Genomic DNA, 17,934 nt, shown 5'->3' on the forward strand with positions numbered 1-17,934 from the left:
CGGCCCGCCCACCAGCACGGAGCCCGCACTTTCCCTTACTGCGTGCGACGGCCCGGGAGTGTCACAGGGGCACTGCGCCCAGCCGGTCGAGGAAGCGGAAGAAGAGGTTTTCGGCCACCGGACCGGTCGCCGGGTCCGGGTCCGCCGACAGCACCTCCGCCAACTCCCCGGCATCCGCGGTGCGCCCCGCCTCGGCGGCCCAGGCAACGGCCCGCTCGGCGGCGTCGCGGGGCTCCAGGAAGTAGTCCTCCAGCGTGAGTCCCTTCTTCTCGGCGCCCAGGTACCCGGCCATCGCGGACCGCGCCAGACAGGTCGTCCACGCCCCGCTCTCCGGCGCCGCGGCCTCCACGACCACGCAGTCGCTGTCCATGACGTACCCGAACAGCGCGGGCGCGCCGGTCTGCGCGGCCAGGTCGTTCATGTTCCCGACGTCTCCGTCGCCGCCCGGGAACTCCCACACCTGCCAGCCGTCCGGCGCCGTCAGACGCAGGGTCATGTCCGCGGCGCCCGACAGCGCCTCCAGCTCCGCGAGCGGCCGCTCGGCGCGGCCCACGACGTAGTACCCCCAGTAGCCCATGTCCCGGTCCCCCCGGCGTCTCGGTTCGGCTCGCCCGAAAAGACCACCACAGCCGTACGGGAGTGCGCAGCCGTATCCGGCAACTCCCGTCCCGGCCGGGCGTCCGGCCCCCGGGGCGGACCGGCTCAGTCGAGCCGGTCCGCCAGCGACCTGAACTCCGCCCAGGACAGCTCGGGCTCGCCCGGGTCCCAGAGCTTCTGGACCGTCGCCGCCAGCGGCAGCCGGATGCCCTCGGCGACCTGCGCCTGCGTCTGGGCGCTCGGGATGTCGCCCCAGACCGCGAAGCCGCCGCCGAGGATCTGGTCGTCGTACCGGGCGTCGACCGGCGTGGTGCCGCGGATGACGCGCGGGGTCCACTGCTCGTAGATGCGCTCGCCGGTCGGGTAGACGAAGGTCTGCGGCTCGCCGAGGACGTAGTAGAGGAACTCGTCGTTGTAGTTGATGACCTGGCGCCCCTCGGCGAGGTACTCGGTGGGCGGGCGGGCGCCGATCTCCTTGCCGGTCCAGTAGGCGACCTTGATGTCCTTCGAGGGCTCGACGGAGGTGTCCTTGAAGAACCCGTCGTTCCAGGCGCGCGGGACGCGGTCGTGGGCCTGCACCGTCTTCGCGCGGCCGTTGAGCCAGCCGGTGGTGAGGTCGGCGACGGTGCCTCCGGGGCCGTAGGCCTCGCGGGCGGCGGCGGCCAGCGTCGGGTAGGACGCCTCGGGGTCGGAGACCACGAGCGCCTGATACTCGTCGGCGCCCAGGTGGAACTGGGTGCCGGGGAAGAGGTCGGCGTACTCGTTCAGCAGGTCGTCGACGATCTCGGCGGCCTCGGGCTTGGAGATGTCGATCGCGCCCCGGGTGGGCGTGCCCTGCGCGTTGCGCAGCTGGAGGTCCGGGTGGGCGGCGAGCACGGCGCCGAGGTGGCCGGGCGAGTCGATCTCGGGGACGACGGTGATGTGGCGCGAGGCGGCGAGATCGATGATCTCCTTCATCTCGGCCTTGGTCAGGTGGTCGTCCGAGACGATCTCGGGGTGCGAGTCGGACTCGATGCGGAAGGCCTGGTCGTCGGAGAAGTGCAGGCCCAGCTCGTTGAACTTCAGGTCGCCCAGCTCGCGTATCCGGTCCTTGATCCAGTCGGCGTCGTAGTGCTTGCGGGCGATGTCGAGCGAGAGGCCGCGCTTCGGCTTGGCCGGCTCGTCCTTCACCACGCCCTCCGGCGCGGTGCCGCCGCCGTCCACGGCCTGCTTCAGGGTCCGGGTGCCGTAGTAGACGCCGGCCTCGGCCGGACCGGTGACGGTGACGCGGCCGTCGCGCACCGTCATGGTGTACGACTCCGGGTTCGCGCCCTTGTCCTGCCGGACGTCCAGCAGCAGGTCGCCGGCGCGTTCGTCGTCCTTCTCCCCCGCGTACGTGAGCCCCAGCTCGGCGGCGGTCTGACGCCCCTCGTCGGCGAGGCCGGGGTCGGCGACGACGACGCGGTGCGCCTTCTCCGGCTGCCAGCCCGGACCGCGGGCCGGGGTGTGCTCGCGCACCGCGGGTATGGTGCGCGGCTCCTTCGACAGGGCGTAGGAGCGGCTGGGGCTGGGCGAGGTGGCGGGTGCGGCCGCCTCGCCGGAGGACCGCGCCGCCGGGGCCCCGCCCTCGCCGTCCCCGTCACCGTCGGTGGCCCACAGGCCCACTCCCACGCCGAGGGCGGCGACCACCGTGCCGGCGATCACGGCCCGCTGCCTGACTCTGTGCGCCGGTGACCGGCGTGCGTGCTCGCTCACATCGCCAACCTAGGGTCATGAGCCTCACCATGCGTCCACCACATGTTCTGAAACTCTCCCGTTCAGGTGAAATTCGGGCATCGGACGGACACGCCATGCCGTCACTCGATAACGTGACGCCACATCTTTCGCACAATCCCCTGCCGACACACACGTGACGCCCACGAGGACCCACGCTGCCTGCGCACCGTCTTCCCGACCTCCCCGGCCGAGTGGCCCCACCGGTACCGGTGCAAACCCGCGCCGCACCGGTCCCGCCCTCCTCGCTGGAGCGCTTCAACACCGCCCCGGCCGAGGAGGCCGTCGCCGCGCTCCTGACCTGCCTGAACAGCGCCTGGTGGGCCGAGCGCCTGACCTCCCACCGCCCCTATCCCGACCTGCCGTCCCTGCTGGCGGCCGCGGACGAGGCGGCGTACGACCTCTCCCCGGACGATCTGGCGGAGGCCCTGGCGGCGGAGACGCTGCCCCCGCTCCCCGAGGACACGTACGCGGCGGCGCACACCGCCCTGGGCGCGGGGTACGCGGCGTACGAGGCGCGCTTCGGACACGTGTTCGCCATCTGTCTGGACGGCCTGGCGGCGGCCGAGGCCGTGAACCACGTACTGACCGGCATCCGGTCACGATTGGCGAACGATCCCGACGAGGAGCGGCTGATCGCGCTGGAGGAGCTGCGCCTCCTGGCCAGGGGCCGGCTGGCCCGGCTCACCGGGGCCCGGGGCGGTGACCTCGGCGGCCGCGCCGCACAGGCCGGGCCGGAAACGGACGGTCCGCGCCCGGCCAACCTGCCGGAGCCCCCGGCCCGGTAGCCGCCCCGCGGTCATCCCACTGCTCCTTTGAGTGCAACTTTGATCACACAAGCAGGCCCCCCGTAAGCGCCGCAGGCAACCGTCGCTACGATGCTGGGGGCCGGTGGACCGTACCCGGCCGGGCCCGACCGACAAGGAAAGCCGGCGCGGCCCCAATCACCGCTCCCGGAGGAAACTTCCGTGCCGGCTGGAACGCTGTACCGCGGCCGGGAAGGAATGTGGTCCTGGGTGGCTCATCGAGTCACCGGCGTCCTCATTTTCTTCTTCCTGTTCGTTCACGTGCTGGACACCGCTCTCGTGCGGGTGTCCCCCGAGGCCTACGACACCGTCGTGGCCACGTACAAGACGCCGATCGTCGCGCTGCTGGAGTACGGCCTCGTCGCCGCCATCCTGTTCCACGCGCTCAACGGCCTGCGTGTCATCGCCGTCGACTTCTGGGTCAAGGGCGCCCGCTACCAGAAGCAGATGCTCTGGACCGTCGTCGCCCTGTGGGTCGTGCTCATGGTCGGGGCGATCTACCCCGTCCTCGGCCACGCCGCTCGTGAACTGTTCGGGAGCTGACGCACATGTCGACCACTGAAACCACCCCCTCCGGCATCGGCCCCGTCGAGGGCGCGGGCGCCTCGGTCTACACCGTGGACAACCCGGCGCCGCTGATCGAGCCGCCCCGCAAGCGGACCAAGAAGTCCCCGAAGTCCACGCGCGGCAACTTCGAGATGGCCGCCTGGCTGTTCATGCGCCTGTCCGGCGTGGTGCTGGTCGTCCTGGTCATCGGACACCTGCTCATCCAGCTGGTGCTGGACGGCGGCGTCTCGAAGATCGGCTTCGCCTTCGTGGCGGGCCGCTGGGCCTCGCCGTTCTGGCAGGTCTGGGACCTCCTGATGCTCTGGCTGGCGATGCTGCACGGCACGAACGGCCTGCGCACGGTCATCAACGACTACGCGGAGCGCCCGAACACCCGCCTGTGGCTCAAGGGCCTGCTCTACACCGCCACGGTGTTCACCATCCTGCTGGGCACGCTGGTGATCTTCACCTTCGACCCGAACATCCGCTAGGCACGGGGCTGCGAAAATCATGAAGGTACACAAGTACGACACCGTCATCGTCGGCGCCGGTGGCGCCGGCATGCGCGCGGCCATCGAGTCGACGAAGCGCAGCCGCACCGCCGTGCTGACGAAGCTCTACCCCACCCGCTCCCACACGGGCGCCGCCCAGGGCGGCATGGCCGCCGCGCTGGCCAACGTGGAGGAGGACAACTGGGAGTGGCACACCTTCGACACGGTCAAGGGCGGTGACTACCTGGTCGACCAGGACGCCGCGGAGATCCTGGCGAAGGAGGCCATCGACTCGGTCCTCGACCTGGAGAAGATGGGCCTGCCCTTCAACCGCACGCCGAACGGGACGATCGACCAGCGCCGCTTCGGCGGTCACAGCCGCAACCACGGCGAGGCCCCGGTCCGCCGCTCCTGCTACGCGGCCGACCGCACCGGTCACATGATCCTCCAGACGCTGTACCAGAACTGCGTCAAGGAGGGCGTGGAGTTCTTCAACGAGTTCTACGTCCTGGACCAGCTGATCACCGAGGTCGACGGCGTCAAGAAGTCCGCCGGTGTGGTGGCCTACGAGCTGGCGACCGGCGAGATCCACGTCTTCCAGGCGAAGTCCGTGATCTACGCGTCCGGCGGCACCGGCAAGTTCTTCAAGGTGACCTCCAACGCGCACACGCTGACCGGCGACGGCCAGGCGGCCGTGTACCGGCGCGGACTGCCGCTGGAGGACATGGAGTTCTTCCAGTTCCACCCGACCGGCATCTGGCGCATGGGCATCCTGCTGACGGAGGGCGCCCGCGGTGAGGGCGGCATCCTGCGCAACAAGGACGGCGAGCGCTTCATGGAGAAGTACGCGCCGGTCATGAAGGACCTCGCCTCGCGCGACGTCGTCTCGCGCTCCATCTACACGGAGATCCGCGAGGGCCGCGGCTGCGGTCCCGAGGGCGACCACGTCTACCTGGACCTCACCCACCTCCCGCCGGAGCAGCTGGACGCCAAGCTGCCCGACATCACGGAGTTCGCGCGGACCTACCTCGGCATCGAGCCCTACACGGACCCGATCCCGATCCAGCCCACCGCGCACTACGCCATGGGCGGCATCCCGACCAACGTCGAGGGTGAGGTCCTCGCGGACAACACCACCGTCGTCCCGGGCCTGTACGCGGCCGGCGAGGTGGCCTGCGTCTCCGTGCACGGCGCCAACCGCCTGGGCACCAACTCGCTGCTGGACATCAACGTCTTCGGCAAGCGGGCCGGCATCGCGGCGGCGGAGTACGCCCAGAAGGCGGACTTCGTCGAGCTGCCGGAGAACCCGGAGTCCCTGGTCGTCGAGCAGATCGAGCGGCTGCGCGCCTCCACCGGCACCGAGCGGGTGGCCGAGCTGCGCCGCGAGCTGCAGGAGTGCATGGACGCCAACGTCATGGTGTTCCGCACCGAGCAGACGATCAAGACGGCCGTCGAGAAGATCGGCGAGCTGCGCGCCCGCTACCGGAACGTGTCGATCCAGGACAAGGGCCGGCGCTTCAACACCGACCTGCTGGAGGCCGTGGAGCTGGGCAACCTGCTCGACCTGGCCGAGGTCATGGCGGTGTCCGCGCTCGCCCGCAAGGAGTCGCGCGGCGGTCACTACCGCGAGGACTTCCCCAACCGCGACGACGTCAACTTCATGCGCCACACCATGGCGTACCGCGAGGTGGGCGACGACGGCGCCGAGTCCATCCGGCTCGACTACAAGCCGGTCGTCCAGACCCGCTACCAGCCGATGGAGCGTAAGTACTGATGGCTACCCCTGTCATGGAGAAGAGCGACAAGGCCCCCGAGCCCGGTTTCGCCGACTCTCCTTACATCACGGTCACCTTCCGCGTCCGGCGGTTCAACCCGGAGGTCTCGGCGGAGGCGGCCTGGGAAGACTTCCAGCTGGAGATCGACCCGAAGGAGCGCGTCCTCGACGCGCTGCACAAGATCAAGTGGGACCTGGACGGAAGCCTCACCTTCCGCCGTTCCTGCGCGCACGGCATCTGCGGTTCGGACGCCATGCGGATCAACGGCAAGAACAGGCTCGCCTGCAAGACGCTGATCAAGGACATCAACCCCGAGAAGCCGATCACGGTCGAGGCCATCAAGGGCCTGACGGTCCTCAAGGACCTGGTCGTCGACATGGAGCCGTTCTTCCAGGCGTACCGGGACGTGATGCCCTTCCTGATCACGAAGGACACCAACGAGCCGACGCGTGAGCGCCTGCAGTCCGCCGAGGACCGCGAGCGCTTCGACGACACGACGAAGTGCATCCTCTGCGCCGCCTGCACGTCCTCGTGCCCGGTGTTCTGGAACGACGGGCAGTACTTCGGCCCGGCGGCGATCGTCAACGCCCACCGCTTCATCTTCGACTCGCGCGACGAGGCCGGCGAGCAGCGGCTGGAGATCCTGAACGACCGCGACGGCGTCTGGCGCTGCCGCACGACCTTCAACTGCACGGACGCCTGCCCGCGCGGCATCGAGGTCACCAAGGCGATCGCGGAGGTGAAGCGGGCGCTCATCACGCGCCGCTTCTGACCCGCCGGCGACCGCCACGGCCGAGGGCCCCGATCACGTCGATCGGGGCCCTCGGCCGTTCCGCGTCGCGGGCGGCCGAGCCGCCGGGCGACGGGGCGTCAGCCGCGCAGCGGGCGGCCTTCCTTGTCCGTGCGGTCGTTGCTGACCAGGAACATGATGCCGTCGATCAGCGCCCAGACGCCGAGGCCACCGCAGGTCAGCAGCTGGGCCACACCCACGCCGACGGAGCCCACGTAGAAGCGGCCGATACCCAGGGTGCCCAGGAAGAGCTGGAGGATACCGGCGATGATCTTCGACTTGTCCGAGTACGGACGGCCCTGCGGGTCGACACCGTAGGGAGCGGCGGCGTTCGGGGGGACGGTCATGGTGGTGCTCCTGGAAGACGTGGGACGGACCGGGGCGGATGGCCCCGGCGGCCCAGGAGGGAACACCGCTGATCGCACGCTCGACGCACGGCGGCTCACGTCAGTGACGTGGCCGTCCCCCCCTGTGCGTGACGAAGCGTAGGAGACGGGCGGGGCGGTTGGGAAATATTATGATCCAACGTTCCCATTTCGTGATCCTCGCTCACGTGATGCCTGCTCACGTGACCCGTGCTCACACGACCCGTGCTCACACGACGTTGCGGACGACCGTCCAGGCCACCGCCGTCAGCAGGATCAGCGCCTGCGCCCACGGGGCGAGCCGCGGCCGGTAGCGGCGACCGCGCAGTCCCTCCACCGTCCAACGGCCCCACAGCGCCAGCGCGAGGGGCGCGGCCAGCAGCAGGGCCCGGTTGTCCAGCCAGGCGGCGGCGAAGTGACCGTGCATCAGGTCGTACGTCATGCGGGTGCCGCCGCAGGCCGGGCAGAGCAGCCCGGTGACGAAGCGGAAGGGGCACTGGGGCAGCAGGTGCCCGGACTCGTGCGGGTCGGTGCCCCACAGGTACGCGGCGCCCGCGACGCCCGCGGCGAGCACCGCCAGGGGTGCCGCCGCGGGGTGCCGGATCAGGCGCCGCGCCCCGGGTGGTGCGGGACGCGCCACGTCAGCCACGCAGGATCCGCCCCTGGGCGTCCGTACGGTCGTTGCTGACCAGGTAGATGATGCCGTCGACCAGCGCCCAGAAGCCCAGTCCGCCGCAGGTGAGCAACTGGGCTATGCCCATGCCGACGTTGCCGACGTAGAAGCGGCCTATGCCGAAGGAGCCGAGGAAGAGCTGGAGGATGCCGGCGACGATCTTCGACTTGTCCGAGTACGGGCGGCCGTAGGGGTCGTAGCCGAAGGGCACGTTGGGGTCGGGGGCGTAGTAGCCGGGCGGCGGCTGGTAGCCCGGTGCCTGGTAACCGCCGGGCGGCGGCTGCTGGCCGGGCTGCTGGTAGGCGCCCTGCGGGTAGCCGTAGGGGCCTGCCTGACCGGCCTGACCGGCCTGGCCGGAGCCCTGGTTCGGGTAGCCGTAACCGGGCGGCTGGGACGGCTGCTGCGGCTGCTCGCTCACAGTGGTGTCACTCCTGGACGTCGCGGGAAACTGCCGGTCATATTGCAGGACCGGAAGGACAAAGAGAAGTCGGGGCCCGCCAGGGCCGTCCGCCCGGGCGAGTGACCGCGCCGCCGCCCCGCCGCCGGTTGCGACCGGTTCGCGCCCCGCACACCTAATGTGACGTCATGTCAGATCATGAGTCGTACGAACTGCTCGGGTTCGACAACGTCCTGCTGCCCGTCGGGGACCTCGGCGCGGCCGTCGACTTCTACGAGCGGGCCGGCTTCCCGGTCGCCTTCCGGCTCGACGAGGCCGGGATCGCCCTGCTGAAGGCCGGTGGCGAGACCCCTGGCATCCTGCTGCGGGCCGAGGAGGAGTTCGGGCGGCGGCCACCGCTGTGGCCCGCCGCGCGGGTGTGGCTGGAGGTGTCGGACGCCCGCACCGCCGCCCAGGCCCTACGGGACGCCGGGGTGGAGCCGCTCGACGAGCCCTTCTCCGTCGCCACCGGCTGGACCGTCGAGTTCGCCGACCCCTGGGGCAACGTCATCGGCCTCACGGACTACTCCAAGCGGCCCGAGCTGGCCCGCCGCCCCTGAGGCCGACCCCCGCCCCTCCCCCCCCCCCGCCGCCCCTCCCCGACTCTCGCTTGAACGTGTTCAAAAACAGGTCTAGAGTCTTCCCCGTCAGCGTTTTGAACGCGTTCAAGAAGGGGTGGGACATGGACCGCACCGTCATCGCCTACGTCATCTACCTGCTGGTCAGCATCGGTCTGACCATCTGGGTGGCCCGCACGCTCAGCCGCAACGGCCGGGTCTTCCTGGCCGACGTGCTGCACGGCAACGAGAAGCTCGCCGACGCCGTCAACCACCTCCTGGTGGTCGGCTTCTACCTCGTCAACCTCGGCTTCGTCGCCCTCTACCTGAGCGGCGACGAGACCATCGCCGACACCCGGGGCGTCTTCGAGGCCCTGTCCACGAAGCTCGGCGTGGTGCTGCTGGTGCTCGGCGTGATGCACCTCGGCAACGTGTACGTGCTCAACCGCATCCGGCGGCGCGGAGTGATGGAGCGGGAGCAGGTACCGCCGGTCCCGCCGCAGGGCTGGGTGGCCCCGACGGCCGGGGCCTGAGCCGATGGCTCCCGCTCCCGGGACGGCCGGCGCCCCCGTGCGCCGGCTCACCGTCCTCTACGACGCCGAGTGCTCCCTGTGCACCCACGTACGGGACTGGCTGCTGCGGCAGCCGCGGCTGGTGCCGCTGGAGCTGGTGCCGGCCGGGTCGGACCAGGCGCGCCGGCGCTTCCCCGGACTCGACCACGGCACCTCCCTGGAGGAGGTCACCGTGGTCGGTGACGCCGGGCAGGTGTACCGGGGCGCCGCCGCCTGGATCGTCGTCCTGTGGGCGCTGCGCGAGCACCGGCCGCTCGCCCACCGGCTCGGCACGCCCGCCGGGGCGAAGCTGGCCAGGGGAGCCGTGCTGGCCGCCGCCAAGTGGCGCCAGGCGGGCCGGTGGGGCGGCAACGGCTACCGCCGCGCCGACGGCTGGGTCTACGAGCCCGGCCACGGGTGGAGGTACACGGGACCCGGCTGTGGCGACGGCACCTGCGCCACTCGTTAGGCTCTGGTCCCGTGCCTGCGAAGAACGACGGCCCCGACGACGGCGCCCCCCTCAGCAAGTCCGAGCAGACCCGCGCGCTGATCCTGGAGACGGCCATGCGGCTGTTCCAGGAACGCGGCTACGACCGGACCACCATGCGGGCCATCGCCCAGGAGGCCGGGGTCTCCGTCGGCAACGCGTACTACTACTTCGCCGGCAAGGAGCACCTGATCCAGGGCTTCTACGACCGGATCGCCGCCGAGCACCAGGCGGCGGTCCGGGAGGTGCTGGCCAAGGAGACCGACCTGGAGTCGCGGCTGGCGGGCGTGCTGAAGGTCTGGCTGGACATCGCCACGCCGTACCACGAGTTCGCGGTGCAGTTCTTCAAGAACGCGGCCGATCCGGACAGCCCGCTCAGCCCCTTCTCCCCGGAGTCGGAGCACGCGCGCGTGGAGGCCATCAGCGTGCACCGCTCGGTGCTGGCCGGGACGAGGACCAAGGTGCCCGCGGAACTGCGGGACATCCTGCCGGAGTTGATGTGGCTCTCCCAGATGGGCCTGGTCCTGTACTGGATCTTCGACCGGACCGAGGGGCGCGAGCGCAGTTACCGCCTCGCCGAGCGCGGCGCCCGGCTCACCGCGCGGGGTGTGGCCCTGGCCCGCTTCCGGGTGCTGCGCCCGCTGGTGCGCGAGGTGCACGAGCTGTTCACGGACTTCCTGCCCGGGATGACCAAGGCGCTGCCGGACCCGGCGAGGAAGGCGGCGCCCCCGGAGGACGCCGCCGGGCCGGGCCCCTCAGGCCCGCAGTGAGGCCAGTTCGATCACCGTGACGTCCGAGGGCGCCCCCACGCGCGTGGGCGGACCCCAGGCGCCGGCGCCGCGGCTGACGTAGAGCTGGGTGTCGCCGTAGCGCTCCAGGCCCTCCAGGGTCGGGTTGGCCGCGCCCGCGATGAGGTTGCCGGGCCAGAGCTGGCCGCCGTGGGTGTGGCCGGAGAGCTGGAGGTCGACGCCGTGGTCGACGGCGTCGTGGATCTGCACCGGCTGGTGGGCGAGGAGCACGCACGCGCGGGCCCGGTCCCGGTCGCCGAGGGCCCGGGCGTAGTCGGGGCCCTGGCCCTCCTGCTCGCCCGCCACGTCGTTGACACCGGCCAGGTCGAAGTGGGGCAGCTCGGTGCGGGCGTTCTCCAGCGGGAGCAGGCCGAGCCGCCGCACCTCGGCGACCCACTGCTCGGCACCGGAGAAGTACTCGTGGTTGCCGGTGACGAAGTACGCGCCGTCCCTCGCCCGCAGCTGGGCCAGCGGGGCGGCCGCCGGACCGAGGTCCTTCACGCTGCCGTCGACCAGGTCGCCGACGACGGCGATCAGGTCGGGCTGCGTGCCGTTGATCGTGTCGACGACTTTCTGCGCGAAGCCCCGGCCGAGCACCGGCCCGAGGTGGATGTCGCTGACCACGGCGATGCGGTAGCCGTGCGCCGCGCGCGGGAGCTTGGCCAGCGGCACGGTGACCCGCTTCACCGACGGGCCGTTCAGCACGCCGTACGTGCCGGCGCCGACCGTTCCCACGGCCGCCGCGGCGGCTGCGCCGGCGACGACGCGGGAGACGAAGAGACGGCGGGAGGGGAGGGCCAGGGGGCTCTCGGGCCGGCCGCCGGAGCCGGCGTCGGGCGCGGTGCCGGGCGGGACGGCGTCCGGGCCGGCGCCCCGCCCGGAAACGGGCGCGGCCTCCTCGGTCGCGGCCTCCTCGCGCGGGGCCGTCCCCGCCGGTATGCGCTCGGCGTCCGCGCCGGGCGCCGGTGCCGTTCCCGGCGCCGCCTCCCCCACGGTCGTCCGCCGGGCCGCCCGCCGCTCCAGGAACCGGCGCAGCAGCGGCCGGACGACCTCGCCCACCAGCAGCGCCAGCAGCAGGTAGATCGACAGGGCCAGCCACAGGAAGCCCGGCCAGGCCAGGACGCGTTGCAGCCAGAAGGGGGCGCCCGCGCGCTCGGCGACCAGCGCGGCCACCGCCAGCACCCAGCCGCCGGCGATCACCACCGCGCCGATACGGCGCACCGGGCCGGGGGCCCGGGTCGTGTCGCGGAACAGGCGCCGCCACATGTACCAGTTCGCCGTGACGAGGACGCTCACCACGGCCAGCGCGACGAGCGCGAAGACGACCACCATGCCGTCGATTCCCCTCAGTTGTGACGTCCTCGACGCCTATGACGTTCGGCGCAGTGCGCGCAGTCCGCGCAACCCGATGAGCCCGACGGCCGTCCCCCATACGAAGGACACGACGGCGAGCAGCAGGTGCACCCAGAAGTACGCCGTGGGGTCGCCGTCCTCGAAGGCGAGCCCGCTGCCGTCCTTGACCAGGTTTTTGACGAAAGTGATCCAGATGATCCAGCTCCACACCCCGAAAGTGAGCAGGAACCAGGAGACGGGGCGGCTGAGCTTCATGGCTTCAGTATCGCCGCCCCGTGTCCGGAACCGTGCGCGGGGTGGGGAGGGGGCTAGGTCAGCGCCGGTCGCGGGCGGTACGTTCTCGCTCGTGCCCGCACCCAAGAAGACCGTCCGGCGCGCCCTGACGGTCGCCTCCGCCGCCCTGACCGCTCTCGCCGCCCTCACCCCCGGCGCACTGGCCGCCCCGGATCCCTCGGCGAGCCCGTCGGCCACCCCGCCCGCGTCGATGTCGACCGTGGGCGGCGCGCGGCTCGGGAAGCCCGGCACGCAGGTCTCTCTGGCGGGCGGGGTGCCGGTGCTGCCGAAGGACCTCACCGCCCGTTCCTGGATCGTGGCCGACGCCGAGTCCGGCGACGTGCTCGCCGCGCACAACGCGCACTGGCGGCTGGCCCCGGCGAGCACCCTGAAGATGCTGTTCGCGGACACGCTGCTGCCGAAGTGGCCGAAGTCGACCAAGCACAAGGTCGTCCCTTCCGACCTGGTGGACGTCGGCGCCGGGTCGAGCATGGTCGGCATCAAGGAGGACGAGACCTACACCGTCCACGACCTGTGGCTCGGCGTCTTCCTGCGCTCGGGCAACGACGCCGTGCACGTGCTGTCCGCGATGAACGGCGGCGTCGAGAGCACCGTGGCGGAGATGAACGACCATGCCGAGGAGCTCCAGGCCCTCGACACGAACGTCGTCACCCCCGACGGCTACGACGCCCCTGAGCAGGTCTCCTCCGCGTACGACCTGACCCTGTTCGCCCGCTCCGGGCTGCAGAAGAAGGACTTCCGCGAGTACGCGTCGACGGTGAGCGCCAAGTTCCCGGGCGAGACGAAGAAGGACAAGAAGGGCAGGACGTCCCGCGAGCCCTTCGAGATCCAGAACACCAACAGGCTGCTGTCCGGCGACTCGGACGTGGACGTCTACCCGGGCATCGCGGGCGTGAAGAACGGCAACACCACGAACGCGGGCTCCACCTTCACCGGCGTCGCCGAGCAGGGCGGCAAGGTGCTGCTGGTCACGGTCATGAACCCGGCGAAGGACGAGCACAACGAGGTCTACAAGGAGACCGCCCGCCTGTTCGACTGGGGCTTCAAGGCGGCCGGCAAGGTGGAGCCGGTCGGTGAGCTGGTGCCGCCGAGGAGCGCCGCGCAGGCGAGCCCCGCGCCGGACGACACCGCCGTCGGGGAGGCCGGCGGCACCGGGAAGGGCGCGGCGGGCACCAAGCCGGTGGCGGGCGCCCCGGCCGCCGACGGCTCCAGCGGGGTCGGCGTCGCGGCCGGCATCGCCGGCGGACTGCTGGTGCTGCTCGCGGGCGGCGTGTTCCTGATCAACCGGAAATGGCCGCTGCCGGACCTGGTCCGTCGCCGGACCCGCCCGTGACGTCCTGCTCCCCGTCCTCCTGGTCGCCGAGTTCCTGCTCCTTGCTGCCCGTCGCCGTCCAGGAGGCGCAGAACAGCACCAGCTTGCAGGTGAAGTTGATCCACAGCAGCAGCGCGACGGGGACGCCGAAGGCGCCGTACATGCTCTTCGCGGCGACGCCCTGCATGTAGCCGCTCAGCAGCAGCTTCAGCAGTTCGAAACCGATCGCGCCGATCAGCGCGGCCACCACCAGGCGGCGGCGCTCCGGCTTGGCGCCGGGGAGCAGGGTCAGGACGTACAGCAGCAGGAGGAAGTCGGCGAGTACGGCGACGGCGATCGCGGCGATGTAGAGCAGCACCCCGCCGAAGCCGCCCTCGGGGATGCCGAGCTGGCGGATGATCCAGCCGACGAGGGCCGAGGCGACGGTGGAGATGGCCACGGTGACCAGGAGGGCGCCGCCGAGGCCGACGAGGACGCCCCCGTCCTTGACCCGGTGCATGACCGGGTTCTCCTCCTCGTCGGGCAGCTCCCAGACGGCGCGCAGGCAGCCCCGGGTGGCGTCGACCCAGCCGATGCCGGTGAACAGCAGCAGGGCGCCGGAGATGAGGCCGACGGTGCCGGCGTTGTCGATCAGGCCCTGGATGTTCAGCTGCTCGGAGATGCCGGGGATCTGCTCAGCGATCTTGTCCTGGAGCTGGTCCTGCTGCTCCTTGCCGAGCGTGGCGGCGGCGATGGCCGCGGCCAGGCTGAGCAGCGGGAAGAGCGCGAGGAAGCTGGTGAAGGTCATGGCGGCGGCCAGCCGCGTCCACTTCACGCGGTCCAGCCGCTCGTAGGACCGCCAGGCGTGCGTGGTCATCAGCCGTGCCACCCACGGCCCCACGACGGGGAGCTTCTTCAGCCAGTCCATGATCCGACCCTGCCCCCGGTTCCCTCGTTCCATGATCCCGCTGCGCCGCCGGTCGTGGGACCGGCGCGGAACACCAGGGCCCTTGTGCCCCAGAAACGCAGAAGCGTGGCAAGGAACATGCCGACGACCGCCCCGGAGACGGTGTCGGCACGCTGCGAGGTGAGGCCGAGGCCGTAGTGGCTGATCGCCAGGCAGAGCAGTTGGACGGCCGCGCCGGCGGCGTTCACGGCGAAGAACACGGCGTAGGGGCGCAGGCCCCGCGGGCGTCGGTGCCGGTAGGGGCCGAGCGCGTTGCCCGCGTACGCCACGGAGCAGCCGGCGAGGAAGGACAGGGTCTTGGCGGTGAGCGGATCGAGGCCGGCCGGGCCGCGCAGGAGCGTGAAGAGGCCGAGGTCGACCGCGTAGGCGAGGAGACCGGCGGCGGCGAAGCCGGCCAGCTCGCGTCGGGTGCCCGGGATGCGGGCGGTTACCAATTGGCCACCGCCAGGCCGTACATCGCCATCCACGCCACCCCGATCAGCGCGAGCGCGCGGTCGCGCAGGACGACGTCCTCGGGCTCGCCGGCGGTGCCGCGGTCGGCGAAGACGGCGTAGCGCAGGACGGCGAGGATGAAGGCGACCATGGACAGCTGGCGCCAGGGCAGGACGCTGGTGTGCGGGACGCCGCCCTCCTCCATGGCCCACAGGCAGTAGCCGAGGACGGCGACGCCGGCCGCGAGCTGCCAGACGAAGCGGAGGTAGCCGGTGGTGTACTCGGTGAGCAGCGCCCGCGTGGCGCCCGCCTTCCCGGCCATCTGGACGGCTTCGGAGTAGCGCTTGGCCGAGACCATGAAGAGCGCGCCGAAGCCGGTGGTGATGAGGAACCAGCGCGACAGGGGGATGCCCAGCGCCAGGCCGCCGATCATGGCCCGCATCAGGAAGCCGGTGGTGACGACGGCGAGGTCGACGACGAGGACGTGCTTGAGGGTGACGCAGTACGCCAGCTGCATCGCGAGGTAGGCGGTCAGCAGGGCGGCGACGGCCGGCGGGCACAACCAGGCCGCGGCGACGGGCGCGAGGACGCCGAGGGCGCCCCCGACCGCGTAGGCGACCGGTACCGGGACCTGCCCGGCGGCGACCGGGCGGTGCCGCTTGACGGGGTGGGCGCGGTCGGCCTCGGCGTCCCGGGCGTCGTTGACGAGGTAGACGGCGGCGGCGCAGGCGGTGAAGAGGACGAAGACCAGGGCGAGCTGGACCAGTGTGTGCCGGGAGAACAGCTCGCCGGCGGCGGCGGGGGCGGCGACGACCAGGACGTTCTTGATCCACTGGCGGGGGCGCGCGGTCCTGAGCAGGCCGGGCAGCAGCCCTTTGCGGCCGGGCGGGGCGGGGTCCGGCCGCTGTTCGGGGGCGCGTTGCCGCAGGACCGCCGTCTCAGTCACGGGTGCCTCCGCGCATCCAGTCGGCGCCGAGGCGGGCGGTGAGCGCGCCCAGGGCCGCGCCCGCCGCCACGTCGGAGGGGTAGTGGACGCCGACGACCAGCCGGGAGACGCAGACGGCGGCGGCGACGGGCCGGACGGCGCCGATGCCCAGCGCGCCGAAGGCGACGGCGGCCGCCGCGGCCGAGGCGGCGTGGGAGCTGGGGAAGGAGTGCCGGCCGGCGGTGCGCACCAGGGGCACGACGTGGGTGGGGCGCGGGCGGCGCACGACCCGCTTGACTCCCATGCTGACGAGGTGCGCGCCCGCGGTGAGCGCTGTTCCGCGCAGCCAGGCGCCGCGTCGCGCGCCGTCCACGGCGGCTCCGGCGAGGCCCGCCGCGAGCCACAGCGCTCCGTGCTCCCCGGCCCAGGACAGGGCACGCGCGGCACCGGCCACGCGCGGGTCCGTGCCGCAGGCTCTGAGCGCCGTCACGATCCGGTGGTCCATGTCGTCGAGGTCGTCCATGTGTCCTCACTGTTCACGCCGACGCCGTGGGAAGTCCGGCATGATGGAGCGACATACCATTAATCACCCGTTTCGGGTATGAGCGGGATGTTTTGGAACTAATCGTTCGCATGGGGGCGATACGGTCACCGGCATGTCTGCCGACACCGTTCCCGCCGCCGCAGAGGGCCCCGCCGTCGCCTGGGGACCCGTCACCGGCTGGGGCCGCACCGCGCCCACCGCCGCCCGGCTGATCCGCCCCCGGACCTACCAGGAGGCCGCCGACGCCGTGCGGGACTGCGGCGCCCGCGGCGGCATCGCGCGGGGCCTGGGACGGGCGTACGGGGACGCCGCGCAGAACGCGGGCGGCGCCGTGCTGGACATGACGGGCCTGGACCGCATCCACGCCATCGACGTCGCCGGCGGCACCGTGCTGTGCGACGCGGGCGTCTCCCTGCACCGGCTGATGGAGGTCCTGCTGCCGCTCGGCTGGTTCGTGCCGGTGACGCCCGGCACCCGCTACGTGACCGTCGGCGGGGCGATCGGCGCGGACATCCACGGCAAGAACCACCACGTGTCGGGGTCCTTCGCCCGGCACGTGCCGGCGTTCGAGCTGCTCACCGCCGACGGCCGGGTCCGCACCGTGAAGCAGGGCACCCCCCTGTTCGACGCCACCGCCGGCGGGATGGGCCTGACCGGCGTGATCCTCACCGCCACCGTGCGGCTCCAGCCGGTCGGAACCTCCCTGATGTCGGTCGACACCGAGCGCGCCACCGACCTCGACGACCTGATGGCCCGCCTCACGGCCACCGACCACCGCTACCGCTACTCCGTCGCCTGGATCGACCTCCTCGCCCGCGGCGCGGCGACCGGCCGGGCGGTGCTCACCCGCGGCGACCACGCCCCGCTGGACGCGCTGCCCGAGGGCGGGCGGGCCCGGCGGGCACCGCTGGCCTTCCGCACCTCCCGCCTGCCGGCCGCTCCCGACCTCGTCCCCGACGGCCTGCTGAGCCGGACGACGGTGGGCCTGTTCAACGAGCTGTGGTACCGCCGGGCCCCCCGCCGGCGCACCGGCCAGCTCCAGCGGATCTCCACGTTCTTCCACCCCCTGGACGGCGTCCCGCACTGGAACCGGGTCTACGGCCGCGGCGGTTTCGTGCAGTACCAGTTCGTCGTCGGCCACGGGCGGGAGGACGCCCTGCGCCGGATCGTGCGGCGCATCTCGGAGCACCGCTGCCCGTCCTTCCTGGCCGTCCTCAAGCGGTTCGGGGACGCCGATCCGGGGTGGCTGTCCTTCCCCGTGCCCGGCTGGACCCTCGCCCTGGACGTCCCGGCGGGGCTGCCGGGACTCGGTGCCTTCCTCGACGAACTCGACGAGGAGGTCGCCCAGGCCGGCGGCCGGGTCTACCTCGCCAAGGACTCCCGGCTGCGGCCCGAGCTGCTCGACGCGATGTACCCGCGGCTGGAGGAGTTCCGCGCCCTGCGGGCCGAGCTGGACCCGCGCGGGGTGTTCGTGTCCGACCTGGCCCGCCGTCTCCACCTCTAGGCAATCAGGA

22 protein-coding genes are annotated in these 17,934 nt (G+C 72.0%); 11 read left to right on the forward strand and 11 right to left on the reverse strand.

Annotated features, from left to right (window positions below; all coding sequences use genetic code 11):
• Positions 1 to 61 precede the first annotated feature (61 nt).
• Together ACZ6EG_RS13885 and ACZ6EG_RS13890 are read right to left on the reverse strand one after the other, a co-directional pair.
• On the reverse strand, positions 62 to 577 hold the full coding sequence (locus tag ACZ6EG_RS13885; protein WP_469604420.1) for a hypothetical protein: 516 nt from the start codon (positions 575 to 577) through the stop codon (positions 62 to 64).
• A 125-nt stretch (positions 578 to 702) separates the two neighbouring features.
• Positions 703 to 2,280, reverse strand: a complete 1,578-nt coding sequence (locus ACZ6EG_RS13890) for a beta-N-acetylhexosaminidase (protein WP_391970124.1) — start codon at positions 2,278 to 2,280, stop codon at positions 703 to 705.
• Between the two features lie 281 nt (positions 2,281 to 2,561).
• Between ACZ6EG_RS13890 and ACZ6EG_RS13895 the strand changes: the two genes are divergently transcribed.
• From ACZ6EG_RS13895 to ACZ6EG_RS13915, 5 genes are all read left to right on the forward strand, one after another.
• Complete coding sequence (locus ACZ6EG_RS13895; protein ID WP_391969849.1) at positions 2,562 to 3,137, forward strand: 2-oxo-4-hydroxy-4-carboxy-5-ureidoimidazoline decarboxylase; 576 nt, start codon at positions 2,562 to 2,564, stop codon at positions 3,135 to 3,137.
• Positions 3,138 to 3,317: 180 nt separating this feature from the next.
• A complete protein-coding gene (gene sdhC / locus ACZ6EG_RS13900; RefSeq protein ID WP_079030355.1) occupies positions 3,318 to 3,698 on the forward strand; it encodes a succinate dehydrogenase, cytochrome b556 subunit in 381 nt (126 codons plus the stop codon).
• A 5-nt stretch (positions 3,699 to 3,703) separates the two neighbouring features.
• Positions 3,704 to 4,192, forward strand: coding sequence for a succinate dehydrogenase hydrophobic membrane anchor subunit (locus ACZ6EG_RS13905; RefSeq protein WP_356601987.1), 489 nt, complete (start codon positions 3,704 to 3,706; stop codon positions 4,190 to 4,192).
• A gap of 19 nt (positions 4,193 to 4,211) precedes the next feature.
• Positions 4,212 to 5,966, forward strand: a complete 1,755-nt coding sequence (gene sdhA / locus ACZ6EG_RS13910) for a succinate dehydrogenase flavoprotein subunit (protein WP_356601985.1) — start codon at positions 4,212 to 4,214, stop codon at positions 5,964 to 5,966.
• On the forward strand, positions 5,966 to 6,739 hold the full coding sequence (locus ACZ6EG_RS13915; protein WP_053136005.1) for a succinate dehydrogenase iron-sulfur subunit: 774 nt from the start codon (positions 5,966 to 5,968) through the stop codon (positions 6,737 to 6,739). The genes sdhA and ACZ6EG_RS13915 overlap by 1 nt, the downstream gene beginning before the upstream one ends.
• Before the next feature lie 98 nt (positions 6,740 to 6,837).
• Here ACZ6EG_RS13915 and ACZ6EG_RS13920 read toward each other — a convergent pair whose 3' ends face one another.
• The 3 genes from ACZ6EG_RS13920 to ACZ6EG_RS13930 all read right to left on the reverse strand — a co-directional run bounded on the left by ACZ6EG_RS13920 (position 6,838) and on the right by ACZ6EG_RS13930 (position 8,213).
• Entirely contained in the window at positions 6,838 to 7,104 is a 267-nt protein-coding gene (locus tag ACZ6EG_RS13920; protein WP_356601983.1) for a TM2 domain-containing protein, read from the reverse strand.
• Positions 7,105 to 7,351: 247 nt separating this feature from the next.
• The gene (locus ACZ6EG_RS13925) at positions 7,352 to 7,771 is read right to left on the reverse strand and encodes a DUF2752 domain-containing protein (RefSeq protein ID WP_469604426.1); all 420 of its coding nucleotides are present in this window, start codon (positions 7,769 to 7,771) and stop codon (positions 7,352 to 7,354) included.
• Positions 7,764 to 8,213 carry a TM2 domain-containing protein gene (locus tag ACZ6EG_RS13930; protein ID WP_391969851.1) on the reverse strand — a complete coding sequence of 150 codons (450 nt, stop codon included), beginning with the start codon at positions 8,211 to 8,213 and terminating at the stop codon, positions 7,764 to 7,766. Before ACZ6EG_RS13930 ends, ACZ6EG_RS13925 begins: the two co-directional genes overlap by 8 nt.
• A gap of 167 nt (positions 8,214 to 8,380) precedes the next feature.
• Between ACZ6EG_RS13930 and ACZ6EG_RS13935 the strand changes: the two genes are divergently transcribed.
• The 4 genes from ACZ6EG_RS13935 (at position 8,381) to ACZ6EG_RS13950 (ending at position 10,596) form a co-directional block, all read left to right on the forward strand.
• A complete protein-coding gene (locus ACZ6EG_RS13935) occupies positions 8,381 to 8,791 on the forward strand; it encodes a VOC family protein (RefSeq protein WP_391969852.1) in 411 nt (136 codons plus the stop codon).
• A 122-nt stretch (positions 8,792 to 8,913) separates the two neighbouring features.
• On the forward strand, positions 8,914 to 9,321 hold the full coding sequence (locus ACZ6EG_RS13940; protein ID WP_356601976.1) for a hypothetical protein: 408 nt from the start codon (positions 8,914 to 8,916) through the stop codon (positions 9,319 to 9,321).
• 4 nt (positions 9,322 to 9,325) lie between these two features.
• Positions 9,326 to 9,808 (forward strand): thiol-disulfide oxidoreductase DCC family protein, encoded by a 483-nt coding sequence (locus ACZ6EG_RS13945; RefSeq protein ID WP_391969853.1) that lies wholly within the window; start codon positions 9,326 to 9,328, stop codon positions 9,806 to 9,808.
• 11 nt (positions 9,809 to 9,819) lie between these two features.
• Positions 9,820 to 10,596, forward strand: coding sequence for a TetR/AcrR family transcriptional regulator (locus ACZ6EG_RS13950; protein WP_469604431.1), 777 nt, complete (start codon positions 9,820 to 9,822; stop codon positions 10,594 to 10,596).
• Here ACZ6EG_RS13950 and ACZ6EG_RS13955 read toward each other — a convergent pair.
• Together ACZ6EG_RS13955 and ACZ6EG_RS13960 are read right to left on the reverse strand one after the other, a co-directional pair.
• A complete protein-coding gene (locus ACZ6EG_RS13955; RefSeq protein ID WP_469604434.1) occupies positions 10,582 to 11,946 on the reverse strand; it encodes a metallophosphoesterase in 1,365 nt (454 codons plus the stop codon). The genes ACZ6EG_RS13950 and ACZ6EG_RS13955 overlap by 15 nt on opposite strands.
• Before the next feature lie 36 nt (positions 11,947 to 11,982).
• Positions 11,983 to 12,222: an SCO4848 family membrane protein gene (locus ACZ6EG_RS13960; protein ID WP_391969856.1), complete on the reverse strand. Its 240-nt coding sequence runs from the start codon at positions 12,220 to 12,222 to the stop codon at positions 11,983 to 11,985.
• Positions 12,223 to 12,313: 91 nt separating this feature from the next.
• On the opposite strand from ACZ6EG_RS13960, the gene ACZ6EG_RS13965 reads away from it, so the two are divergent.
• A complete protein-coding gene (locus ACZ6EG_RS13965; RefSeq protein ID WP_391969857.1) occupies positions 12,314 to 13,594 on the forward strand; it encodes a D-alanyl-D-alanine carboxypeptidase family protein in 1,281 nt (426 codons plus the stop codon).
• Here ACZ6EG_RS13965 and ACZ6EG_RS13970 read toward each other — a convergent pair.
• From ACZ6EG_RS13970 to ACZ6EG_RS13985, 4 genes are read right to left on the reverse strand one after another with little or no spacing between them, the layout of a single operon-like run.
• Positions 13,542 to 14,480, reverse strand: a complete 939-nt coding sequence (locus ACZ6EG_RS13970; protein WP_391969858.1) for a YihY/virulence factor BrkB family protein — start codon at positions 14,478 to 14,480, stop codon at positions 13,542 to 13,544. The genes ACZ6EG_RS13965 and ACZ6EG_RS13970 overlap by 53 nt on opposite strands.
• Complete coding sequence (locus ACZ6EG_RS13975) at positions 14,468 to 14,938, reverse strand: GtrA family protein (RefSeq protein WP_469604987.1); 471 nt, start codon at positions 14,936 to 14,938, stop codon at positions 14,468 to 14,470. The genes ACZ6EG_RS13970 and ACZ6EG_RS13975 overlap by 13 nt, the downstream gene beginning before the upstream one ends.
• Positions 14,939 to 14,946: 8 nt before the next feature.
• Positions 14,947 to 15,897 carry a decaprenyl-phosphate phosphoribosyltransferase gene (locus ACZ6EG_RS13980; protein WP_391969859.1) on the reverse strand — a complete coding sequence of 317 codons (951 nt, stop codon included), beginning with the start codon at positions 15,895 to 15,897 and terminating at the stop codon, positions 14,947 to 14,949.
• Complete coding sequence (locus ACZ6EG_RS13985) at positions 15,890 to 16,399, reverse strand: phosphatase PAP2 family protein (protein ID WP_384695159.1); 510 nt, start codon at positions 16,397 to 16,399, stop codon at positions 15,890 to 15,892. The genes ACZ6EG_RS13980 and ACZ6EG_RS13985 overlap by 8 nt, the downstream gene beginning before the upstream one ends.
• 133 nt (positions 16,400 to 16,532) lie before the next feature.
• Between ACZ6EG_RS13985 and ACZ6EG_RS13990 the strand changes: the two genes are divergently transcribed.
• The gene (locus ACZ6EG_RS13990; protein WP_391969861.1) at positions 16,533 to 17,924 is read left to right on the forward strand and encodes an FAD-binding oxidoreductase; all 1,392 of its coding nucleotides are present in this window, start codon (positions 16,533 to 16,535) and stop codon (positions 17,922 to 17,924) included.
• Positions 17,925 to 17,934 lie beyond the last annotated feature (10 nt).

Source organism: Streptomyces sp. NPDC041968, from assembly GCF_055589025.1.